This window comes from Exiguobacterium sp. s39, from assembly GCF_018618925.1.
Lineage (GTDB): Bacteria > Bacillota > Bacilli > Exiguobacteriales > Exiguobacteriaceae > Exiguobacterium_A > Exiguobacterium_A abrahamii.
This window is the reverse complement of the sequence record NZ_JACSNA010000001.1, coordinates 556,250-578,603: the sequence shown is the minus strand read 5'-3', so window position 1 is coordinate 578,603 and position 22,354 is coordinate 556,250. Positions and strand designations below refer to the sequence as shown.

General features: G+C 46.2%; 18 protein-coding genes. 8 read left to right on the top strand and 10 right to left on the bottom strand.

The features are described 5' to 3' along the window. Positions 1-24: 24 nt before the first annotated feature. The 3 genes from KNQ11_RS02930 to adhE form a co-directional block, all read right to left on the bottom strand. Positions 25-2,745: a bifunctional 2',3'-cyclic-nucleotide 2'-phosphodiesterase/3'-nucleotidase gene (locus KNQ11_RS02930; protein WP_214769452.1), complete on the bottom strand. Its 2,721-nt coding sequence runs from the start codon at positions 2,743-2,745 to the stop codon at positions 25-27. Between the two features lie 408 nt (positions 2,746-3,153). Beyond that, a complete protein-coding gene (locus KNQ11_RS02925) occupies positions 3,154-4,554 on the bottom strand; it encodes a hypothetical protein (protein ID WP_214769450.1) in 1,401 nt (466 codons plus the stop codon). A gap of 189 nt (positions 4,555-4,743) precedes the next feature. Further along, positions 4,744-7,338: a bifunctional acetaldehyde-CoA/alcohol dehydrogenase gene (gene adhE / locus KNQ11_RS02920; protein ID WP_050677042.1), complete on the bottom strand. Its 2,595-nt coding sequence runs from the start codon at positions 7,336-7,338 to the stop codon at positions 4,744-4,746. 336 nt (positions 7,339-7,674) lie between these two features. Between adhE and KNQ11_RS02915 the strand changes: the two genes are divergently transcribed. From KNQ11_RS02915 to KNQ11_RS02880, 8 genes are all read left to right on the top strand, one after another. Continuing rightward, positions 7,675-8,226, top strand: a complete 552-nt coding sequence (locus KNQ11_RS02915) for a beta-class carbonic anhydrase (RefSeq protein ID WP_023467896.1) — start codon at positions 7,675-7,677, stop codon at positions 8,224-8,226. Positions 8,227-8,538: 312 nt separating this feature from the next. Beyond that, a complete protein-coding gene (locus KNQ11_RS02910) occupies positions 8,539-9,858 on the top strand; it encodes a Na+/H+ antiporter family protein (RefSeq protein ID WP_214724763.1) in 1,320 nt (439 codons plus the stop codon). A gap of 123 nt (positions 9,859-9,981) precedes the next feature. Then, positions 9,982-10,575, top strand: coding sequence for an undecaprenyl phosphate transporter UptA (gene uptA / locus KNQ11_RS02905; RefSeq protein ID WP_214724688.1), 594 nt, complete (start codon positions 9,982-9,984; stop codon positions 10,573-10,575). A 58-nt stretch (positions 10,576-10,633) separates the two neighbouring features. Further along, the gene (locus KNQ11_RS02900; RefSeq protein WP_214769449.1) at positions 10,634-11,518 is read left to right on the top strand and encodes a hypothetical protein; all 885 of its coding nucleotides are present in this window, start codon (positions 10,634-10,636) and stop codon (positions 11,516-11,518) included. A 163-nt stretch (positions 11,519-11,681) separates the two neighbouring features. After that, the gene (locus KNQ11_RS02895; protein WP_214769446.1) at positions 11,682-13,052 is read left to right on the top strand and encodes an amino acid permease; all 1,371 of its coding nucleotides are present in this window, start codon (positions 11,682-11,684) and stop codon (positions 13,050-13,052) included. Positions 13,053-13,388: 336 nt separating this feature from the next. Next, positions 13,389-13,931, top strand: coding sequence for an alkaline shock response membrane anchor protein AmaP (amaP, locus tag KNQ11_RS02890; protein ID WP_214769443.1), 543 nt, complete (start codon positions 13,389-13,391; stop codon positions 13,929-13,931). Positions 13,932-13,951: 20 nt separating this feature from the next. Then, the gene (locus tag KNQ11_RS02885) at positions 13,952-14,158 is read left to right on the top strand and encodes a DUF2273 domain-containing protein (RefSeq protein ID WP_023467890.1); all 207 of its coding nucleotides are present in this window, start codon (positions 13,952-13,954) and stop codon (positions 14,156-14,158) included. A gap of 52 nt (positions 14,159-14,210) precedes the next feature. Continuing rightward, positions 14,211-14,648 (top strand): Asp23/Gls24 family envelope stress response protein, encoded by a 438-nt coding sequence (locus tag KNQ11_RS02880; protein ID WP_214769440.1) that lies wholly within the window; start codon positions 14,211-14,213, stop codon positions 14,646-14,648. 56 nt (positions 14,649-14,704) lie between these two features. Here the strand turns inward: KNQ11_RS02880 and KNQ11_RS02875 are convergent, their stop codons facing one another. From KNQ11_RS02875 to KNQ11_RS02845, 7 genes are all read right to left on the bottom strand, one after another. Continuing rightward, positions 14,705-15,472 (bottom strand): ABC transporter permease, encoded by a 768-nt coding sequence (locus KNQ11_RS02875; protein ID WP_214769436.1) that lies wholly within the window; start codon positions 15,470-15,472, stop codon positions 14,705-14,707. 1 nt (position 15,473) lies between these two features. Beyond that, on the bottom strand, positions 15,474-16,391 hold the full coding sequence (locus tag KNQ11_RS02870; protein ID WP_214769433.1) for an ATP-binding cassette domain-containing protein: 918 nt from the start codon (positions 16,389-16,391) through the stop codon (positions 15,474-15,476). A gap of 181 nt (positions 16,392-16,572) precedes the next feature. Continuing rightward, positions 16,573-17,466 carry a carbohydrate ABC transporter permease gene (locus tag KNQ11_RS02865; RefSeq protein WP_149427120.1) on the bottom strand — a complete coding sequence of 298 codons (894 nt, stop codon included), beginning with the start codon at positions 17,464-17,466 and terminating at the stop codon, positions 16,573-16,575. An 18-nt stretch (positions 17,467-17,484) separates the two neighbouring features. Next, positions 17,485-18,372, bottom strand: coding sequence for a carbohydrate ABC transporter permease (locus tag KNQ11_RS02860; RefSeq protein ID WP_149427119.1), 888 nt, complete (start codon positions 18,370-18,372; stop codon positions 17,485-17,487). 34 nt (positions 18,373-18,406) lie between these two features. Next, positions 18,407-19,639 carry a sugar ABC transporter substrate-binding protein gene (locus tag KNQ11_RS02855; protein ID WP_214769421.1) on the bottom strand — a complete coding sequence of 411 codons (1,233 nt, stop codon included), beginning with the start codon at positions 19,637-19,639 and terminating at the stop codon, positions 18,407-18,409. Between the two features lie 150 nt (positions 19,640-19,789). After that, on the bottom strand, positions 19,790-20,755 hold the full coding sequence (locus KNQ11_RS02850; RefSeq protein ID WP_214769419.1) for a LacI family DNA-binding transcriptional regulator: 966 nt from the start codon (positions 20,753-20,755) through the stop codon (positions 19,790-19,792). An 18-nt stretch (positions 20,756-20,773) separates the two neighbouring features. Continuing rightward, positions 20,774-22,300: a glycoside hydrolase family 13 protein gene (locus KNQ11_RS02845; protein ID WP_214769417.1), complete on the bottom strand. Its 1,527-nt coding sequence runs from the start codon at positions 22,298-22,300 to the stop codon at positions 20,774-20,776. Between the last annotated feature and the right edge of the window lie 54 nt (positions 22,301-22,354).

Sequence of the window (22,354 nt, the reverse complement as noted above, 5' to 3'; positions counted from 1 at the left end):
ATATGCAGACATCCGTGTGACATATTACTTCGTGATGAAGTAGCGTGACTGATCGAGATGATCTTTCGCTGTATAGATGTTGAGTTTGTACGAGCCGTTCGTCAATGCCTTACGCATCTTCAAGACATAGTTCCCATGCTGATCCGCCACGTCTTGAGCGATCAATTGATAACCAGATTCTGTTTTTTGGTAGAGTCGGACAATTTGTCGTTTTTCGACTTTACCTGTCAACGTCTTTTTGCCTGACCATTTTTTGACCGGATACGTGTTCTTGATCGTGAACGACGCCTTTTTCGTGATCTTGTTCGAGATGTCTGTCGACTTGACCGTGTACGTACCTGTCGTTAGACCATTTTTGACCGCAATCTTGAAGCCGCTTGCCGTCGTTTTCGCTTTCGCGATCTTCGTTGATCCTTTATAGAGCGTCACGTCAAGACCTTCCGTTGCTTTACCGCGGAGGACCGTTGAACCGTAGACTGCTGACTTTTTATCGATCGCTGGTGTCGCAACGACACCTGTTCCGACTGTGACGTTCGTTTCTGTCTTCATGAAGCTGAGTTCAGAGACGATCGTCAACTTGTCACGCAATTTGAGCGGACGTGTTCCGACTTCGTATTGACCCGCTTCGTTTGCTGTTGCTGTTCCAAGGACTTTTTCGCCAAGTTTGACTGTGACTTTCGCACCTGGAACGGCTTGACCAGTAACGATTTTTGCACCTGGTTTAACTGCTTTTGCCGAGACCGTGAAGTCTTTCATCGGCACGTTCATGTTGAATTTAAGGAACGTACCTGTCTCACCTGGACGTGTTTCACCTGTGTTCGTGATTCCTTCATACCGCTTGACGTACGGTGCAGCTGCAACCGCTGAATCAAAGCTGACCGTCATCGGCTTACTTGCGACGAGTGACCAGTTGTCATCGGCTTTATAATCAACCGGTTGTTTCGCTTTGATATAGTCCGAGATGACGTTACGTGTTTCGTAAGCCGATTTGTAGACGATATTTTGACCTTTCCCAAGACCCGGGAACGTCGCACTACCAGCGCGGTAGTTGTTCGTCGCAACGAGGAATTCTTGGTCGTCTGTGATTACTTTGCCTTGATACTTGATGTTTTGGACGCGGTTGTCACCTTTAAATTCCTTCGATAAGTCACCATTATAGTCAAACTTCGCTGGTTTCGTGATATCAATTTCATACGTCAATCCATCGAGGATATCGAAGTTGTAGCTACGGAAATCTTTGTTCAACAAGTTCGTTTGCTCACCGCCGACTTGGTTGAACTGACCGGCTGACATTTCGAGCCAGTCTTTGACGTCAGCACCTGTTACTTTGACGACTTCGAGTGTATTCGGATAAACATAGAGATCGGCGACGTTCTTGAGTGCGATTGGTCCTTTTTTGATCAATGTATAATCGGATGCGTTGACTTGGTTACGACCACCTGTCTTGAATGGTGCACCTGCTGACAACAACGGGAGATCTTTATATTTCGCGAGATCGGCATTTTCTTTGAGTTGTTTCTCGACATACCATTTCTGAGCGTTCGTTACGAACTGAACGGAATCATCGTCTTGCGCGAGAGCGAAGAAACTTTGGATGTCGTCATTAATCGTTCCGACTTCTTGACGAATGTACGCGAGTGTTCCTTCATGTGCTTTTTCGATTAACTTGACAGCACCGGCATCTGCTGTCGTGTCTTTCGTTACGTCCGCTAGTTTCGCACCAGACGTATCAACGACCCATTTCCCGTCGACTTGCTTCAACTGAAGATCGATGACTCCGACGTTTTTCCCTTGTGTGTTCGCCATGACGACCGGTTTGCCATTGATTAGACCGTTCGTAGCATCAACGTTCGGCAGTTTGTTGAACGCTGAATCGGCTGCTGGGAACTTTCCATGCTGATGACCTGTCATCAAGACATCGATGTCTGCGACTTTTGTCAACGCGTAGCCAACGTTCTCATCGCCATCTTTTTGATCCGTCGTATCCCCGATCCCTGTGTGTGCGAGTGCCACGACGACGTCTGCGCCAGCATCTTTTAATTTTTTCGCTGTTGCTTTAGCAGTCGGGATGATATCTTCAGCCGTGACTTTCCCTGTCAGGTTCCCCGCATCCCATGCCATGATTTGTGGCGTGACGACTCCGAACACACCCACCTTGACTGTTTTCATGTCACCGTTCTGGTCCTTGACTTGACGTTCGATGATTTGATAGTCTTTTCCATCTTTGTTGTAGTCCGCGACGATCGGCTTTTTCGTGACTGCATCCAATACGTTCGAGTTGACGAACTTGATTGAACCGCTCGAAGCACTCATCGCTGACTTGAGGAAATCAAGACCGAAGTTGAATTCATGGTTTCCGAGCGTGACCGCATCATAACCGAGGTATTCCATCAATTCGTACATCGGATGTTTGCCTTTGTTTCCTTTGTCGTACTGGTTCTTGACGTAATCGCCAAACGGCGTTCCTTGAAGTGTATCCCCGTTATCGAATAAGAAACTGTTCGTTGCGCCCACTTCAGTTTGTTGCTGTTTAATGACCGTAGCGGCTTTGACGAGACCAATCGTTTCGTCCTGCGCATCCTTGAAGTAATCGTAGTTCATTGAGTTCGTATGTAAATCCGTTGTTTCTAGGAAGCGTAACTTGACGACACTGTTGTCGGCAGCAAGTGTCTTGACTTGAACGACTGGTACGAGCATCGGTGCGATCAATGTCGACGCGATGACGAGTTTCGTTGCTTTTTTCATATGGATTTTCCCCCCAGGATGTTTTGACTGCTTCATTAATTTAGCATGGTTCGATTATAGCTAATAGCCCTTTCAAATAGGTCGGACATCCGTCTTATTTAACTTACTTAACTAATTCCAAATACTGGCTTAACATTGTTGATTTTACCTTTACAAACCAAGTTTACATGGTAAAAAAAGGAGATGATGCAAATGAGATGAACCACGCAAAAAAACGATACATTTCAGGACATGAACCTGAAAACGTATCGTTTATGCTTGATGTAGAACGTAACTGTTCCTTCTCGACTCCTACAGGCAAAGAAAGCATGTTTTTCGCTTTCGTCAGGGTCAGGTGAGACCCGGTCGTAGTTTAGGATACGTGACTTACCTCTCGCCTGTGGAAAGCGAGCATGACAGCAACGTTCTTTAAACCGCTTTGTCTGGCTTCCGTCGGACGACATAACCAAGAATTCCACCAAGTAACGCAAGCCCTGCGGCGTATAGTACTGTCCAGCCTGCCGTCTGTTGAGCGAACTCGAATAAGACGTCACTGCGCCATTTCATTGCGAACTGAACGTACGAAGCTTGACTGACGATGAAGCTGATGACACCGATCGCGATCGCAAAGACGAACGGATCGATGATCGATTTGAAGCTTCGGATACTACAGACGAAGTAGATCGCAAACGTTACGAGCAACAACACCCAATACGCACTCTCACTGGAGACATTCGGTGGCGTCGCTCCTGCCGATTCCGCATCAATCACTTGAATCGTCTGCCGCGCGACGCCGTAATCAACAGGATTGAGCTTCAATTGTGTTGCTGACAAATCAGGACGTTCTCCACCGAGTAACGTCAACAATTGTTCTGTCACCCGGTCCGTGTCGATCCCATCGACGACTTTTTGGATCGAGTCATTGAGCTGATCCGTTGAGGTCTCCCCGTTCAACATCGAGACGGGGATTTCCGCATTCGCTCCAAGGACGTCTGCTTGATACACGACTTGACCGCCGTGGATCCAGTCGTACATCCCGCCACTTCCGGCGTTCAGACTCGCGACGGTGAGTGCCGTCCGTAGTGAAGAATCGCCGTCATATTCCGCTTCGTCCTGTACCGTAAAGACGAGTTGAAGCGTACTTGCGAGCATCAAAATCAGTAAGCTGGCACGTCCAGCAGCTGTCAGACCGGATAACTTTTGCGGGAAGAACGCCATCCAACCAAGCAAACTGACGACGAGAAGCGGTAAGATGCCACTCATCGCATAGCCGTCTTGTAACGAGAGGAATGGCACGTCGTTTCCGCGTCCGGCAAGGACGAACCAGATGATCCCGACGGTTAAGAAGAAACTAACCAATCGAATCGTCCACCCAAGACGACTTGCCTTAATCCGTAATACTAAAAATAACAGGACAATCAAACCGATGCCAAAAACGGAATAGAGTAACGTGCCGTAAGAGACATCAAACGTAAGTGGTGCAAGAACTTGCTTTAAGTCAATCCCAAACAACGATAAGACGTCGCCGGCAGAACTCGCATCGAGCACCTGATTGATGATCCCTTCCCGGACCGCGCTCGGCATCGTGATCGATAGCCCACCGACGAACAGAAGTATCAATGACACCGTGATGTCTGCATCTTTCCAGGAGACGTCCGCCTGTTGCATCTGCGTCACAAGATCCTGATAGTCTGAGGATGAGGTGATTTGTGAAGTCAAAAATGCCATCACACCATAGATGACACCGAAAAAGATGAGACCGATGAGGACGCCAAACAGGACATCCCAGACGGAAAACCGTCGTTGTTTCCTTTCTTGCCTTGACTCCATCCCATTTCCTCCTTTTAATGTCTGATGTTTGAATATTCCTGCTACAGCGAAACCAAAAACATCAAATTCATTCAACAGCCATTATATCCCACTTTTTCTCTAACTGTCTCCACTGATTCCCAAAACAAAAACCGGCTTCTCACAGTGAGAAGCCGGTTGAACGATCAGGTGCCATGGTATTTTTCTCTATTAGATGCCTTCGTACGCTTGTTCCATGATCGTCCGTAACTCAGCGACAAGCGGCATCTTCGGATTCGCCGTCGTACATTGATCCTCGAAGGCATCGACTGCCATCTTATCGAGTTTTGCCTCGAAGTCTGCTTTTTGAATGCCTTGCGCCTTGAATGACATCTTGATGTTGAGACGTTGTCCAAGATCAGCAACGGCTTGGATGAGGGATTCGACCCCTTGCTCCGTCGTTGCTGCCGGAAGACCGAGGTAGCGTGCGATGTCGGCATACCGTTCATCCGCAACGAATGATTCGTATTTCGGGAATGCTGCTAGTTTCGTTGGACGTGATGCGTTATAGCGAATGACGTGTGGCATCAGGATCGCGTTCGTCCGTCCGTGTGGCGTATGGAACTCGCCACCGATTTTGTGCGCGATCGAGTGGTTGATGCCGAGGAAGGCGTTCGCGAATGCCATCCCTGCCATCGTTGACGCATTGTGCACTTTTTCGCGTGCTTCAGCGTCTGATCCGTTAGCATATGCTCGTGGCAAGTAGTCGAAGATCATCTTAATTGCTTTGAGTGCCAGTCCATCCGTGTAGTCGTTCGCAAGCACCGAGACGTATGCTTCTGTCGCATGCGTCAAGACATCCATTCCGGTATCAGCAGTGATTGAAGCTGGGACGGTCATGACGAATTCTGGATCAACGATTGCGACGTCTGGTGTCAATGCATAGTCAGCAATCGGGTATTTGACGTTTTTCTCTTTATCCGTGATGACGGTGAACGGTGTTACTTCTGAACCCGTACCAGAAGTCGTCGGAATCGCGACGAACTTCGCTTGACGACCGAGTGTCGGGAATTGATACGCCCGTTTGCGGATATCGAGGAATTTTTGACGTAAGTTTGAGAACGTTTCGTTCGGTTGTTCATAGAAGAGCCACATTCCTTTTGCAGCATCCATCGCTGAACCACCACCGAGGGCGATAATCAAGTCAGGCTTGAAATCACGCATCGCTTGAGCACCTGTCTGAACAGTCGTCACCGATGGATCTGGTTCGACTTGGTCGAAGATCCGGTAACTGACGGACTGTGGTAAGTTTTGAATTACTTTATCGGCATACCCGAACTGTACCATCGTTGGATCCGTCACGATCATGACACGTGAGACGTCAGTCATCGACCGCAAGTACTGAACGGAGTTCTTTTCGAAGTAGATTTTTTCAGGGACCTTGAACCATTGCATGTTCACGCGTCGTCTCGCCACCTTTTTGACGTTGAGTAAGTGTTTCGCTGTCACGTTTTCAGAAACAGAGTTTTTCCCGTATGATCCGCAACCGAGTGTCAGTGATGGTGTCAACTCGTTGTACAGATCACCGATTCCGCCATGAGCAGATGGGCTGTTGACAAGGATCCGGCAGGCTTTCATGCGGAGTCCGAACGCTGTCATCAAGTCATCGTTCGTCGTATGAATGACGGCTGTATGACCGAGACCACCGATTTCAAGCATCTGTTCGGCAATCGTAAACGCTTCTTCGGTTGAAGCGACGCGGTACGCACCGAGGACGGGACTGAGTTTTTCATGAGACAGTGGTTCTGCTGCTCCGACGTGCTCGAGTTCCGCGACGAGCATGACCGTTGTTTCCGGAACATCGATTCCGGCTTTTTCTGCGATCCATGTCGCAGGTTTCCCGACGATGTCCGCGTTGACGGCACACGTATCGGTTTTGATGACGAGTGATTCGAGGCGTTGTTTTTCTTCCGGTGTACAGAAGTAACAACCGAGTGCTTCCATTTCCGCACGAACCGTCGCATAAATCTCTTGGTCGACGATGACGGCTTGCTCAGACGCACAAATCATCCCGTTATCAAACGTTTTTGAAAGAACAAGATCGCTGACTGCCCGTTTGACTTTCGCAGACTGTTCGATGTAACATGGAACGTTCCCTGGTCCAACACCAAGTGCCGGTTTACCTGTTGAATACGCCGATTTGACCATTCCTGCTCCACCTGTCGCAAGGACCATGGCGATTTTTTCATGGTTCATCAAGACTTTCGTTGCTTCAAGTGATGGTTCTTCGACCCATTGAATACAGTCTTTCGGTGCCCCTGCTTTGATGGCTGCGTCGCGGAGTGTTTTCGCTGCTTCAACGGAACAACGTTGTGCCGATGGGTGGAACGCGAAGACGATCGGGTTGCGCGTCTTGATCGCAATCAATGCTTTGAACATCGTCGTTGATGTCGGGTTCGTGACCGGTGTGACACCACAGACGACACCGACGGGTTCAGCGATATATGTGATGCCGTTTTGGACATCTTCTTCTAAAATCCCGACCGTTTTTTCATGACGTAGACTGTTGTAGATGTATTCTGTCGCAAACATGTTTTTAATCATCTTATCTTCAAAGACACCGCGTCCCGTCTCTTCTGCCGCGAGACGAGCGAGTTCGACGTGCCGTTCAAGTCCGGCAAGTGCCATATCCCGAACGATCGTATCGATTTTTTCTTGATCGAATGTCAGTAATTCTTGTAATGCGCGTTGCCCTTTTTCAACGATTTGTCCAACTGCTTGTTCGACCGGCGTTGCCGTCGATTTTGTTTTTTCTTTCACAGCCATGAGTGGTTTCCTCCCTGTCGTGGAACGAATCTGAGTTTGATTTGCCAACCATTATGTCAGGAATGCCAAGCTGTTTTTCAATAGTTTGTGCTTTCCTTCACAAATCAATCATAACCCCTTTTTCCTGTTTTGTGCATGACCATCCTGTGAATTCCCTCACACCTTTGATAGCGTTTACAACTGTTGTGAAATCTTCTTTTTCATCATTTTGCTTCATGTACATGGATGTGTGCGATTTGTCACACCTCGCATTTTCGTGACTTGATAGCCGTTTCATCATCTTGTATTCTGATATGGGGTACATATTAAGAGCTACCACTAAAGGAGGACACTTGAATGTCAGTTGTACAGGAAATGCTAGCCTTCAACGAGCGATTCGTCGCCGAAAAACAGTATGAACAGTTCGTCTCGGATAAGTTCCCAGACAAAAAGGTCGTCATCCTGACGTGTATGGATGCCCGCTTGACGGAACTCCTCCCACACGCACTCGGTCTTAAGAACGGGGATGCGAAGATCATCAAAAATGCCGGTGCTATCCTATCGCACCCATTCGGTTCCGTCATGCGCTCGATTCTCGTCGCGTTGTATGCCCTTGGTGCTGAAGAAGTCGTCGTCATCGGTCACCACGACTGCGGTATGAGCACGATTGATCCAAAACACATGATCAGTGAAATGAAGGATCGGGGCATCGACCAACAGATTCTTCACACACTCGAAGTATCTGGTGTTGATTTGAATCAATGGTTGCGTGGTTTCACGTCAGTTCAAGAGAGCGTCGCTCACTCGGTCAGCCTCGTGAAGAACCACCCATTACTACCACCTGGGACGAACGTCCACGGACTCGTCATCGATCCGGGTACTGGTAAGCTCGACGTCGTCGATTGCTGATCACTCTTTATAGAAGAAACGCAAATAGATTCAGATATTCTACTCCGTCTTAAATTAAAGATAACGTGCCATTTTCTCTTACCGGAGAAGGATGGCACGTTTTTCGTATGAGTCATTTTCAGTGATCAAAACGCTTCTCATTTCATGCTTCGGGGTATAACAGAATGTAACTTCTTGTGGAGAGCTAAAAAGCGTATCATTCATCTTTCGATTACGAGGTCAGACTTTTACTCTTGACAGCATTCCAACATGGCTGTAAGATACTTTAGTATAGTACAGTGATAACAAAAGAAAGTGTGGTTTTACTGAATGATAAACGCCGTATTGTTTGCCGTCTTTTTACTATTTATTTTAGCGATCTTCCGCGTCCACATCGTTCTCGCGATGGTCATCAGTGCGTTTGCCGGTGGTCTTGTCGGTGGTCTTGACCTGACTGCGACGACAAAAGCATTCTCTGGTGGTCTTGGTGACGGAGCAGAAATCGCCCTTAGCTACGCGATGCTCGGTGCATTTGCCGTCGCCCTCTCGAAAACAGGTTTACCGGATGCACTTGCTCACTCTTTGATTGCGCGTTCGCGTGGTAACGCAAGTGCCGCTTCCGTCAAAAAATTAAAAGGATTCATCTTGTTCGCGATTCTCTTGCTTGCGATCAGTTCACAAAACGTGTTGCCGATCCACATCGCATTCATTCCAATCATTATTCCGCCGTTGCTCGGTCTCTTTTCTCAGCTTAAGATCGATCGACGCCGGATAGCGATCATCATGACGTTCGGTCTTGTGACACCGTACATGTTCTTACCGGTTGGATTCGGAGACATTTACCTCAATCAGATTTTGCTGAAGAACCTGAAGGCAAATGGTCTCGATACTGCTGGAGCTTCCGTCATCGAAGCAATGGCGATTCCAGCACTCGGAATGGTCGTTGGTCTCTTGATCGGTTTGTACACCTACCGGAAAGAGCGGACGTATGAGATTCGCGACATCGCTCCAGACGATTATGAAATTCCGGTCATCACGAAAACGAAGCTTGTCTTAAGTGGAGTCGTCGTCATTGCGACCTTGATCGTACAACTACAGACCGGATCAATGATTCTCGCTGCGACGACGGGGTTGATTCTCTTCTTGTTACTTCGTCTTGTTCGCTTCAGTGAAGCAGATGACGTCATTACACGCGGTATGCGCATGATGTCATTCATCGGTTTCGTCATGATCTCAGCGAACGGATTCTCAAACGTCTTGCGTAAGACGGGCGATATCGAGCCTCTCGTCGAGAACTCGAAAGCGTTGATGGGCGATTCGCAACTCGTTGCCGCCTTCGTCATGCTCTTGATTGGTCTTCTCGTCACGATGGGGATCGGCTCGAGTTTCTCAACCGTTCCAATCATCGCTGCCATCTTCGTTCCACTATGTATCCAGTACGGATTCAGCTTAGAAGCGACGATTGCCATCATCGGGACATCCGGTGCTCTCGGTGACGCGGGTAGCCCGGCGTCTGACTCGACACTCGGACCAACGAGTGGTTTGAATGCTGATGGTCAGCACGATCACATGCGAGAAACGGTCATTCCGACGTTCCTGCACTACAACATTCCATTACTCATCTTCGGTACGATCGCTGCGGTCGTATTGTAAAAACAAGGCGGATTCGCTGTCATCGCGAATCCGTCTTTTGAATTGTCTCCGTTTTTTTCCTTTTCATTTCGTCCTCGGTTCTCTAAAATAAAGGAATGAACTGATACAAAGGAGTTGTCTAACGTGTTATCTCAAGTCGTCAACCAGATTTTGCTTTCGCTTGCCGATCTCGGATATTTCGGCATCGCCCTCGGGTTGATGATTGAAATCATACCGAGTGAAATCGTCCTCTCTTACGGTGGATTCATGATTTCCCAAGGAACGATCGGCTGGCCGCTCGCCATCGTCGCTGCCGTCATCGGTGGATTATTCTCGCAATTATTCTTATATTGGTTCGCTCGCTACGGCGGTCGTCCCCTTATTCTGAAATATGGAAAGTATGTTTTGATCTCAGAGCATCACTTGGATTTAGCCGAGCGTTGGTTCTTAAAGTACGGACAAGGTGTCATCTTTGGCGCCCGTTTCATCCCGGTCGTCCGTCATGCCATCTCGATTCCGGCAGGTCTTGCTAAGATGGATCAATCGAAGTTTTCTCTTTATACGGTGCTTGCGATCATTCCATGGTCGATCTTATTCCTCTATCTTGGTGAAACGCTCGGAACGAACTGGCGCTCGATCAAGGAAGTCGCTGCACCGTATACGAACGGTGTCTTAATCGCTGCTGTCGTCTTGATCATCTTCTACGTCATCTACAAACGCCGTCAACGAACGGTTTGAACAACTAGCAGTCTGTCTGACGACGGACTGTTTTTTTAAACAAACAGGAGGTCCTGCCATGCTCACATCCCCGCTTGCCCATTTTCCGTTACGTCGTTTGACTGCCTCCTACCGGGCGGGTCATCCTGTCGCGACTGGGATCACCGTCGACGGACATATTTTAATCGTCGAAGAAACCCTCGACGAAGCACGCAATGAACACGTCCTTTCTATTCATCAATTGAAGGATGATTGGCGTAAGACGACGATCGTTAAAAAAAGCGAAATTGATTTTTCGCTCGTCGATCGATTTCCGGATGGACGTTTGTTACTCGTCGCTTCCCGTTGCGATGATGACGTAGACGGAACGTGGTTGCCGAATGCCTTTATTTATGATGTTCAGGGAAATCTAGTCAATCAATTTTGTTTAGATGATGGGATTCAAAACATGCAAATCGATGAACGAGGGTGGATTTGGGTCAGTTATTTTGACGAAGGTGTCTATGCTGACGCCGTAACCAGTTCAAATGGTGCCTTTGGTCTCGTCGCTTTTGACGATACGGGCGAAGTACAATATAAAAACCGTCAATACCCGATTGATGATTGTTACGCCTTAAACGTCTGTTCATCAAAAGAAGTCTGGTTCTTCTACTACTCTGATTACCGTTTCATTCGTATCGATCAAGAGGAAGATCTCGTCTGTGAGGCACCTACGATCGCCTTTTCTCAGTTCGCTCGGTACGACGATTTTCTGCTTGCCGCAAATTCTGATGAAGCACATTTACTCGAACGGAAAGGTACGCTCTTTGAAAGTGTTCGTTCGATTCGATTCATGACAGAACAGGGAAATACCCTGTCAGGTGACCTTACAATGCGTAATGACTTGATCGTACTAGCGACCTCGGAACACCTATATTTCGGGAGACTCGGTCAGCGACTTGTCTCTCTCTTAGCAGGCAAATGAAAGCCGTTACACAGTTGTTTCATAATCTTTTTACTTTTGAAAACCTCTAACCCAAATTTTCAAAAAGACTAGCGAGTTCTATCTGAGGATAGTATACTCAGCGTTATAGTTATTCGGACAAATTGTCTGAACATTATGACGTCACAGAATTTTTTTGGGGGAAATGATGAGTTCGAATTTGAAACGAGATTTAACAGCACGACAGGTACAAATGATTGCACTCGGAGGAACGATCGGGGTCGGTCTTTTCCTTGGAGCATCGAGTACGATTGCTTGGACGGGACCATCTGTCTTACTCGCGTACATGCTAGCAGGAGTCTTTATCTTTTTTATCATGCGGGCACTTGGTGAGATGGTCTACACCCATCCTCACAGTGGTTCGTACGCAAAGTTCGCAAACGACTATATCCATCCAGCAGCTGGCTTCTTGACAGCAAGCAGTAATATCTTCAACTGGGTCGTCGTCGGGATGAGTGAAGTCATCGCTGTCGGGACATATTTACGCTTCTGGTGGCCGGAACTACCGACTTGGATTCCAGGCGTCGTCGTCATCATTCTCTTGACGCTTGCGAACCTTGCTTCCGTCAAGATGTTCGGTGAACTCGAGTTTTGGTTCGCCTCAATCAAGGTAATAACGATTCTTCTAATGATCGTCGCTGGACTTGGAATCATCTTCTTTGGTTTAGGGAATGACGGAAACCCGGTCGGCTTCTCGAATCTTTGGGCGAACGGTGGATTCTTCACGAATGGTTTCACCGGCTTCTTCTTTGCGCTCTCGATCGTCTTCGCCTCTTACATCGGAGTTGAGTTGATCGGCGTGACAGCCGGAGAAACGAAAGATCCAGAAAAGAACATCACGAAGGCGATCAATGGTGTCGTCTGGCGAATCTTGATTTTCTACGTCGGATCCATCTTCATCATCGTCACGGTGTATCCATGGAATGAGTTGTCGGATCTCGGCAGTCCGTTCGTTGCGACATTCGCCAAGGTCGGTGTCACGATTGCTGCCGGGATCATCAACTTCGTCGTCATCACGGCCGCTTTATCCGGTTGTAACTCCGGGATCTTCAGCGCAAGCCGGATGATCTATGCATTGGCTGAAAAAGGACAAGTGCCGTCCTTCTTCTTGAAAGTCAATAAACGCGGCATTCCATTCTACACGGTCTTCGCGATTTCAATCGGGATTTTCTTCGGTGTAATTCTCGATATCACCTTGCCACTCATTCTCGGGAAGGATACGAACATTTTCGTGTATGTCTACAGTGCTTCGGTACTACCAGGGATGGTACCGTGGTTCGCGATTTTAATCAGTCATATCCGGTATCGTAAACTCGAAAGTGAACGGACAGCCTCACATCCGTTCAAGATGCCCGGTGCGCCGGTGACGAACTATCTGTCGATCGTCGCGCTGGTGACAGTGCTAGTCGGGATGTTGTTCAACGATGAGACACGCGTCTCGATCTTAATCGGAGTCGCTTTCTTGATCTTAAGTACGGTCTATTACATCGTAAAAGTACCGAAAGTCGAAAAATAAACGTCTGTCTCTCCTCTCATGACCGCATGAGAGGAGTTTTTTGATGGAGATTATTTTCTATATTGACATTGAATGATATTCATGATAGATATTTTTTCGCGAACGCTTAAACCCTTAAGACGTCGTAACATTCTTGATTTCAATGCGTAAAGCCGTATTTCATCTACTATTTTTCTAATAAATAGATAAATTTTCAGAATAAATAGTCTTTTTATTCGAAGTGTATTTTTATGTTTTGAGTTCGTTTGAGCGGGAATATTCTCACCATACACATAATATTTCATGTGTAGAACAATCACGTTAAAACATTTTAACGACAGAAAGGAGAGATGTAACATGATCGGATTCAATCGTTTCCTACTCGTCCTGATCGGCATTCTCGGTTTAGTCAGCGTCGGTCTTCTTGTACTTGGCGTCTATGATGTTCCACGACTCAGTCCTTTGATTGAACAGTGGCAAGATCAACAATGGTATAGCTACACGATTTTATCACTTGGTGGCTTCCTAGCATTCGTATTTGTCATTCTATTATTCACTGGACTACTCAGTCGTTCAAAAGGACAACGTCTCCTGATTCAAACGGGTGACGGGAATATCACGATCTCTAAGCAAACGATCGAACGAACGGCACTCGAGTCGATTCGCGGTATCAACGGCGTACGTTCGCCACGCGTCAACGCAGACATTCACTCGAAAAAAGAAACCATCGCGCTTGAAATCGACTGTTCCGTCTTCGGTCAAGAAGGCTTGCCGACAATCGGAAAAGACATTCAAGAACGCGCCAAGAACGCGGTCGAATCGTTGCTCGAACTACCTGTCACAAAAACACGCGTCCGGATCAGTGACACGAAGACAAAAACGTCTGAACGCGTCGTCTAAGATACGAGAGGAGGAAGATCATGAAAACGAGCGAAGCACTTCGTCCGTATCGCTACCGTCTACTCGGCGGACTAGTCGGACTGATCCTCGCCACCTTGTTCTTGACGATCGGTTTTGGACCGACGTTGTTGATCATCGTATTCGCAACAATCGGTTACTTGATCGGTCAGTGGCGGGATAATGCGCTCGATGTCGAAGGATGGATTCAGTTCTTTCAACGGGATTGAGCATACAGAAAATAAAAAATCATTCAACTTACACTAAAAGGAGAGATTTCTCATGGCTAACGAAATCAACACTAAACAAAACGAAAACGAAGTAGTACACGAAAATAAACTCACATTCGAAGATCAAGTCATTAAGAAAATCGCCGGTATCGCATCAAATGATGTCAAAGGCATCCTCTCAATGAGTGGTGGCTTCATGAGTGGATTGACAGATCGTTTCCGGAGCACGGAAGATATCACAAAAGGCATCGACGCGGAAGTCGGCGAACGACAAGTCGCACTCGACTTAAAAGTCATCGTCGAGTACGTCAAAAACATCCCGTCCATCTTCCAAGACGCTGTAACGAAAATCAAAAAATCAGTCCATGATATGACAGGACTCGATGTCATCGAAATCAACATGCATGTCGAAGATGTCATGACGCGTTCCGAGTTCGACGCAAAAAGTAAATCGTCGAAAGAAGAGGAAGAAAAACGCGATTTGAAATAAGACAGTCAACTAGATAGCCGCATAAAATGGACCCGCTTAAAAACGGGTCCATTTTTTTACTTTTTCAATGCCCCACGTGCGTTCAACGCAGCAAAGATCACCATCGCAATACTGAGAACAGCAGCGACGATCAAACCTTGCCAATAAACCGACCAATCAATCTCCGGACGGGTCAACACACTGCGCATCCCTTCAATGATATAGGTCGTCGGATTGATCGTCGCGGCAATCTTGAGCCATTCGGCTTCAATCAAGTCTTTCGGCACGAATGTCGTCGACAGGAAAATCAGCGGAAAGAACAAAAGTGTTCCGGCTTGCGCGGCTTGGGCGTTCCGTGTCTTCAAAGCGACACCGACCGAGTAACCGGCAAAGGCGAGACCGAAGCCAAGCGCGAGTAAGATCGTCAAGAAAAAGCCACTGACACCGACTGGAATCGATAGACCAAGCAAGAATGCCATTCCGAAGATGAGTAATGTTTGAACGAATAATTGCAGCATCCCGGCAAGCATCGGTCCGAGGACGATTGCGGTCCGGGAGACCGGTGTCAATAAGAGTCGAGCGAAATAACCACTCTCGATGTCCTTGACGAGTGCTTGCCCCGCTCCCCCTGCTCCGCCGACAGCACCCGAGACGATCGAAACAGGCAAAATGAAGTTCAAATAATCGACGCCGTCGAATTGAGGTAAGTTCGAGATGCCGGAGAGACCACTCGTGTAGACGAGCAGGAAAAAGACACTGATGATCAAGTTCGGAATGAAGGAAAACGGATTACGTAACGTGACGAGGAGACTCCGCCGCATCAGAAACCACGTTTCACGTATCATGTCACGATTCCTCCTTATAAGCTTGTCCCGTCAAACGAATGAAGACATCATCAAGCGACGGTTGTTTGACGACCAGTGACGTAGCGACCATTTTTCGTTCATCAAGAAAACGGACGACCGCGCGCAATGTCTCCGTTCCCCGCGAAGGAATGACGAGGCGGTCTTTTTCCTGACGACCGGCAAACGTCTCTAAAACGATCCGTTCGTTCTCTTTTTCAGCTAGCGTCAATTCGATCCGCTCTTCTCCATTTGCTGCTTTCAGCTCAGCTGCCGTTCCTTCGGCAATCAATTGTCCCTCATTGATGATCGCGATTCGGTCGGCTAGCTGATCGGCTTCTTCCAAATACTGTGTCGTCAAAAAGATCGTTGTTCCGAACTCTTCGTTTAATCGTCGGACCTCGTTCCAGATTTGTACACGGCTCGCGGGGTCGAGTCCTGTCGTTGGTTCGTCAAGGAACAAAACAGTTGGTTGATGGACGAGCGTCAACGCCAGATCAAGCCGTCGTTTCATCCCGCCGGAGTAAGTACCTGATCGACGCTGACCGTCTTGATCGAGTCCGACGAGTCGTAGCAATTCTTCTGCCCGTTTCTTAGCTTCCGTCTGACTTAATCCAAATAATTTTCCCTGTAGGACAAGTAATTCAAGACCGGTCAAATCTTCATCGATGCCGGTATCTTGCAAGGCGACCCCAATCTGCAAGCGAACCTGTTTTTCCTGTTTGACGACATCAAATTCCTGAATCGTCGCTCGACCACCGGAAATTGGAATCAACGTCGTCAGCATCTGGACGGTCGTCGACTTTCCAGCCCCGTTCGGTCCTAGAAAAGCAAAGATCTCTCCTGCCTCTACATCGAACGAGATGCCTTTGACGACATCTTTCCCGTCATACGTCTTCGTCAAATTCTCGACATGAATCATCTTCATTCCTTCTTTCCCTGAATTCAAAGTCATGTCCAAGATTTTCCCGTTTTTTCTGTTCTCGAATCAAAAAAACTTTTATACAGATGGCGTAACGTACAATCATTCCACACGAACTATTCAGCGATTTTTGCATATAAAAACGCGCTCTCAAAAGAGAACGCGAGATTAAAACATATACCTATTTCATACCTGAAATATTGTATCCTTCGATGATGTACTTTTGGAAAATCATGAAGATGATGATAATCGGGATGACCATGAAAGTAGCTCCAGCCATTTGCAATCCGTAATTCCCACCATGTTGCCCCTGCAGTAACGCTAAGCCAACAGATAGAGTGTACAATGATTCGTCATTCGCGATGATGAGTGGCCATAAGAAACTATTCCATGCTCCAATGAATGTTAAAATTCCCTGTACCGCCAGAATGGGTTTTGACATCGGAAGAACGATTGAGAAGAAAATACGCCATTCACTTGCTCCATCTAGTCGAGATGCCTCTAGCAGCTCATCTGGAATCGTCGTCATGAATTGGCGAAATAGGAACACGCCGAACGCACCAACTAATCCAGGTAAAACGATTCCTGTCATCGTATTCGTTAACCCCATTTGATTAAGCATTAAATAGACTGGAATCATTGTTACTTGACCCGGGATCATCATTGTAGCGAGTACTCCAATGAATAGTAACTTACTCCCTTTAAAACGAAATTTGGCAAATCCATAACCAGCCATCGCCGTTAAGAGTAGACCGAAAAACGATGCTAATACAATCAAAAGTGTATTTTTCAAATAGGTCAAAAAGTTTAGGTTCACGAATAAATTAACGTAATGCTCAAAAGTTAGCTCTTTTGGCCAAATCGTTAGCGGAAGTGCTAAAATTTCTGCATCCGTTTTTACTGAAGAAAGAACCATCCAAAAAAACGGTAAGAGAAAACAAAGACCTAGTAACGTCAATACCGTTGCAAGACCCCATTGAAAAGTAGCCTTCTGTCTTCTTTTCTCCGGACGTGCGATTGGTGAAAATCGAGCTTCCTTGCCTGTTACAATCACAGGTTTTTCTTTCGGAATCATCGAATCGTCCCCCCTTCCTTAGTATGGATTATCATTTTTTTGAACACGGAACTGGATCAATGTGACGGTAATGATTAAAACGAATAGGACAACGGATCCAGCAGCAGCATATCCGAAGTTACTCAGTTGGAAACCGTTTTGATAAATGAACAGCGCCAATGACGTCGTTGAATTCAACGGTCCACCTTCCGTCATAATGAACGGTTCCTCAAAAAATTGAATCCATCCAATCAATGTCGTCACCGTAACGAAGAAAATGGCATATCGTAAGAGAGGAATCGTGATCTTAAACATTTGTTGAAACGTACTGGCTCCGTCGAGTGCAGCTGCTTCATAATACGTTCTTGGAATCCCCTGTAATGCCGCAAGGAAGATAATCATGTTGATTCCGACAGCCCGCCATAAGGCTAATAGGATCAATGATAATTTTGCAACAAGTGGATCTTGCAACCATGGAACATCCGGTAGATGAATTGCATTCAGGATAAAATTAAAGAGCCCGTATTGGGGATTGAATAAGAATCCCCAAACGACGGCAACAGCAACAACGTTCGTAATCGACGGCATATAAAAGACGACACGAAACCATTCAAATACTTTTCCACGACCAAAGTTAATCGCAATGGCAATGGAGAGCGAGAGTGTAATGACAAGTGGTACACCCAAAATGACATAAAAAACCGTGTTCGTTAATGCCTTTAAGAAAACCTCATCTTTAAAAATTTCAAGATAGTTTGAAGTACCGATCCATTCGATGTTTGCATAGTTCGCGATTCCCGCTAAATCCATGTTCGTAAAACTCATCACTACGGCGACGAAAAGCGGCGTAATCGAAAACAGAAACAGTAAAATGATGGTAGGTGCAATGAACAGATAAGGCGCCTGATGGTTGAGCAACCGTCTCATTCAGAGGACTCCTTCCTTTAAGCTTCCGCTTCGATTATTTTAAGATGGTTTCTGCTTTCTTTTGGAACACTTCCACTTCTTTGTCGACCGCTGCATCGCCACGGTACATTTTCTCGAAACTCTGTAAGTAGGTTTGTGATACTTTCTCCCACGATGAGATGAGAGGCATTGGTTGAGCAGCTTTCATTTGTTCACCAAACGTCTTAAGTTTCTCGTCATTTTGAAGTGTATCGTTTTTCCATGCTTCTTTTGTTGAAGGGAGCGACTTCGTCATCTCCATCCATGCTGTTTGTGTTTCTGGTTCACTCATATACGCGATGAATTTCGCTGCTTGATCTTTTTTAGAACTACTTTCAAAGATACTCAGGTTCGCTCCACCTAGGAATGAAATATTATTTTCTTTTTTTGGAAGAACTGCAGTCCCCCATTGTGATTCAATACCCGGCATCTGTTCATTAATCAGATTGATCATCCATGGTCCACTAATGAACATTGGAACATTCGGATCCTTTGCACCAAATGCTTGTACGATATCCATTCCTAAATCAATCGGAGCATACTTTTGTTTGAAATAACTCGTTAAATATTCAGCACTTTCAATGAATTCCGGCTGATTAAATAACGGTTTGTTATCTTGCGTCAATAAGTCCGATCCATTTTGGCGTGCAAACATGAAGTTCAACATTTGATCATTCGTATCCAAAGTAATCCCGTACATATTTTCGCCTGGACGTTTCGCAAGCTTAGCTGAAGCATCCTCGAGTTCTTCCCATGTCTCTGGCGCTTTTTTATACCCGACATCAGATAACGCATCTTTGCGATAGTAGAGAACTCGAGTATCGGTATACCAAGGCGCACCATAAACGCCATCTTTTAATTCGACTGTTTCATAAGATCCCTCATAAAAATTATCTTTTGCAAGAGATGGGTATTTCTCCACATATTTTTTCATGTCTGAAAGAGCACCAGCTTCAACGAATTCTGGCATCCAAGATGTACCCATTTGAACGACATCTGGTCCGTTCTTCGAAGCGACTGCCGTTAACAATTTATCATGTGCCGTATCCCATGGTATCGCCTGAACCTTCACTTTGACACCTTTGTTTGCTTTTTCATATTCTTTTACGAGCTTCGGTAATGCCTTTCCTTCTTCACCCATTGCCCATACCGTTAATGTCTTGTCATCTTCTCCAGATCCTGATGAACAAGCTGCTAATGTTGATACCGACAATGCGCCGACCGCAAGTGCTAGTCCGAGTTTTTTCATGGTTCCATTCCTCCATCTCGTATTAATCGAAACGTTTCGATTGTTTTCTAAAAAAATAATGTTTATACAAAGGTTTTTCCTTAAAGCAACAGGTTAAACGTTTCTATAAACATTATAAGCATACATGTATGCGCTTACAACCTATTTTTTTTATTTCTTTTGGAGGACCGATCCTGCGACGATGAACTTTGAATCAATCTTCGCATTCGTTCGCTCTTGTTTATCAATCAATTGAAGTAAGGCGCGAGCAGCGGACTTTCCCCAATCTAACTTCGAATAACTGACGCTTGCGATTTTCGGTTGTGTATAATTCGTAACCTCAAGCTTATCAAATCCCGTCAGTGATATATCGAGACCAATCCGAAATGATGTATTTTGTAAGACATCGTATACGCCAAGAGCCATATCATCATTTAAACAAACGATGGCATCCCCATCTTTCAACTCTTCAAGGATTTCACTTGCAGCACGGATACCAGAACGTTTCGTAAATCCACCTTCCCATATACGAACCGCAACACCTGCTAAGTCTGCCTGTTCTAGGACAACAGCACGACGTTCGAAAGCATCATGGTTTTCTTCCGGTCCATCGACGAGATGAATACAGTGTGGTTTTGTAGCGATTATCGTTCGCATCGCTTGTTGCATACCCATCTCATTATCAAGTAGCACACAACTAATATTCGGATGATCCATGTTTCGATCAAGAATCGTCAGCGGATGTCCCCGATCAGCAAATCCAAGAATTTGTTCTTGGGTGAAACGATGACCTAAAATTATCCCGCCATCGACGATCCGTTCTGTCATGAGGCGATGGGATTCCGGTCCATTACAGACGATCAGCTCATATCCCGTTTCTGACAACTCATGATTAATTCCTTTTAATAATTCGCCGTAAAACGATCCTGAATAATCTCCTAGAAAGGCACCGATGATATGCGTCTTGCGAGTCTTCAGCGTTCTAGCAGCAGCATTTGGAATGTAATTCAACTCTTCCGCGATTTTCATTATACGTTGACGTGTTTTTTCCGTCACTTTCGTACTCCCATTCAACGCATAGGAAACGGTCGAAATCGAGACGCCTGCTGCCTTTGCAATATCCTTAATTCCTGTCATTTCACTTCACTTCCTTCTTCAAAAAGTATAGCATAGGACCGCCGCGTAAGGACCGAGTTCCTCTTCACAGTAGTCCCCTACACCTATTAATGTCTTACCCATCTTTATTCGATGTCGAATTGAGTGATTCGACAAATTAACTAAAATACGAAGGGACTGTTCGCCATGAATTCGATCAAATGCGATCATCGTCGATGGCGTCTCCTGCCACCTCATTTCTCCATCCAATAAGGCAGGCTCTGTCTTGCGTATCGAAAGTAAACGTCGATACACCTGAAGGAGACTATCATCATCCAGTTGTTGATCGTGGACGTTACGATCAGCATCGGTCATTGCCTGTAACCAAGCTGATCCTGTCGAGAATCCCCCCTCTTTCGTCCACATCATCGGAAGACGAGCATGATCACGACCCTTCAGCTGAACGGACTGTATCGCTCCACCTTGCTGTAAATAATGGAGGGTTTCGATATCCTGGTAATCAGATTGCTGAATGATTCCGTTCGTCATCCCGATCTCGTCTCCTTGATAAATGAAAGGGGTTCCTCGTAATGTCAACTGGAGCAATGCCAGCATTTTTGCTGCTCTTATATCATCGTCGTACCATCTAGAGAGAACGCGAGGCTGATCATGATTGTTCCAAAATAAGCTATTCCAGCCGTCTTCTTTCATCTCATCTTGCCATTTTTTAATCGTCATTTTTAGTTCTGCTGGATCAAACGATTGGAGGTGCCATTTACTTTTACCCGCCACCTCGTCAAGAGCGCACGTCTCAAAGTTAAACACCACATCAAGTAATCTCTCTTCTTGAAGTTGACGAATTTCGGATGGAGATAGACCTCCTGCTTCGCCGACTAAAAGAAGATTTGAACGATCAACGGGTGCCAACATCTCTCGTAATCCCTCCTGTACACGTTCGAAATTTAGCCAGCGGTGCGGATGAATTTGTTTTCCGATTAAATCGATGACATCAAAACGGAATCCACGAACTCCTTTTTCAATCCAAAACGATAGATTACGTGCAAATTCTTTTGCCACTATCGGCTGATTCCAATTAAGATCCGGTTGTTCCTTCGCAAAAGAGTGGAAATAGTATTGCTGACGTATACTCGAGTACGTCCAAGCAGAACCCCCAAAAAAAGATTCCACTTCTGTCGGTTCGTCACGCCAAATATACATGTCTCCGTATGGACCGTCTGGATCATGTTCAGATGCGATGAACCATTTATGGCAGGATGAGGTATGATTCGCGACTATATCCATCATGATCGTGATATCATGCCGACTCGCTTCGTCAATCAGGGCTTCCATCTCGTCCATAGACCCGTAGAGGGGATCAATTGAAGTATAATCCGCTACGTCATACCCGTGATCATAACCAGGCGACGTGTACACTGGGCATAACCAAATCATGTCCACCCCTAACCTCTGCAGATAATCCAATCGTTTCCGAATACCGTTCAGATCTCCGACTCCGTCTCCATTCGTATCTTGAAAACTTTTCGGATATAGATGATAGACTACTTGATGCCGATGACTTTTTATCATGTCATTCACTCCATTTCTCATATGCTAAAGGACAGGACGACTTCCGCGAAGTCA

Bases quoted from the DNA above. Each gene is read 5' to 3' on its own strand.
- KNQ11_RS02930 (WP_214769452.1), bottom strand. From the start codon at position 2,745: ATGAAAAAAGCAACGAAACTCGTCATCGCGTCGACATTGATCGCACCG.
- KNQ11_RS02925 (WP_214769450.1), bottom strand. From the start codon at position 4,554: ATGGAGTCAAGGCAAGAAAGGAAACAACGACGGTTTTCCGTCTGGGAT.
- adhE (WP_050677042.1), bottom strand. From the start codon at position 7,338: ATGGCTGTGAAAGAAAAAACAAAATCGACGGCAACGCCGGTCGAACAA.
- KNQ11_RS02915 (WP_023467896.1), top strand. From the start codon at position 7,675: ATGTCAGTTGTACAGGAAATGCTAGCCTTCAACGAGCGATTCGTCGCC.
- KNQ11_RS02900 (WP_214769449.1), top strand. From the start codon at position 10,634: ATGCTCACATCCCCGCTTGCCCATTTTCCGTTACGTCGTTTGACTGCC.
- KNQ11_RS02895 (WP_214769446.1), top strand. From the start codon at position 11,682: ATGATGAGTTCGAATTTGAAACGAGATTTAACAGCACGACAGGTACAA.
- amaP (WP_214769443.1), top strand. From the start codon at position 13,389: ATGATCGGATTCAATCGTTTCCTACTCGTCCTGATCGGCATTCTCGGT.
- KNQ11_RS02885 (WP_023467890.1), top strand. From the start codon at position 13,952: ATGAAAACGAGCGAAGCACTTCGTCCGTATCGCTACCGTCTACTCGGC.
- KNQ11_RS02880 (WP_214769440.1), top strand. From the start codon at position 14,211: ATGGCTAACGAAATCAACACTAAACAAAACGAAAACGAAGTAGTACAC.
- KNQ11_RS02875 (WP_214769436.1), bottom strand. From the start codon at position 15,472: ATGATACGTGAAACGTGGTTTCTGATGCGGCGGAGTCTCCTCGTCACG.
- KNQ11_RS02870 (WP_214769433.1), bottom strand. From the start codon at position 16,391: ATGATTCATGTCGAGAATTTGACGAAGACGTATGACGGGAAAGATGTC.
- KNQ11_RS02865 (WP_149427120.1), bottom strand. From the start codon at position 17,466: ATGATTCCGAAAGAAAAACCTGTGATTGTAACAGGCAAGGAAGCTCGA.
- KNQ11_RS02860 (WP_149427119.1), bottom strand. From the start codon at position 18,372: ATGAGACGGTTGCTCAACCATCAGGCGCCTTATCTGTTCATTGCACCT.
- KNQ11_RS02855 (WP_214769421.1), bottom strand. From the start codon at position 19,639: ATGAAAAAACTCGGACTAGCACTTGCGGTCGGCGCATTGTCGGTATCA.
- KNQ11_RS02850 (WP_214769419.1), bottom strand. From the start codon at position 20,755: ATGACAGGAATTAAGGATATTGCAAAGGCAGCAGGCGTCTCGATTTCG.
- KNQ11_RS02845 (WP_214769417.1), bottom strand. From the start codon at position 22,300: ATGATAAAAAGTCATCGGCATCAAGTAGTCTATCATCTATATCCGAAA.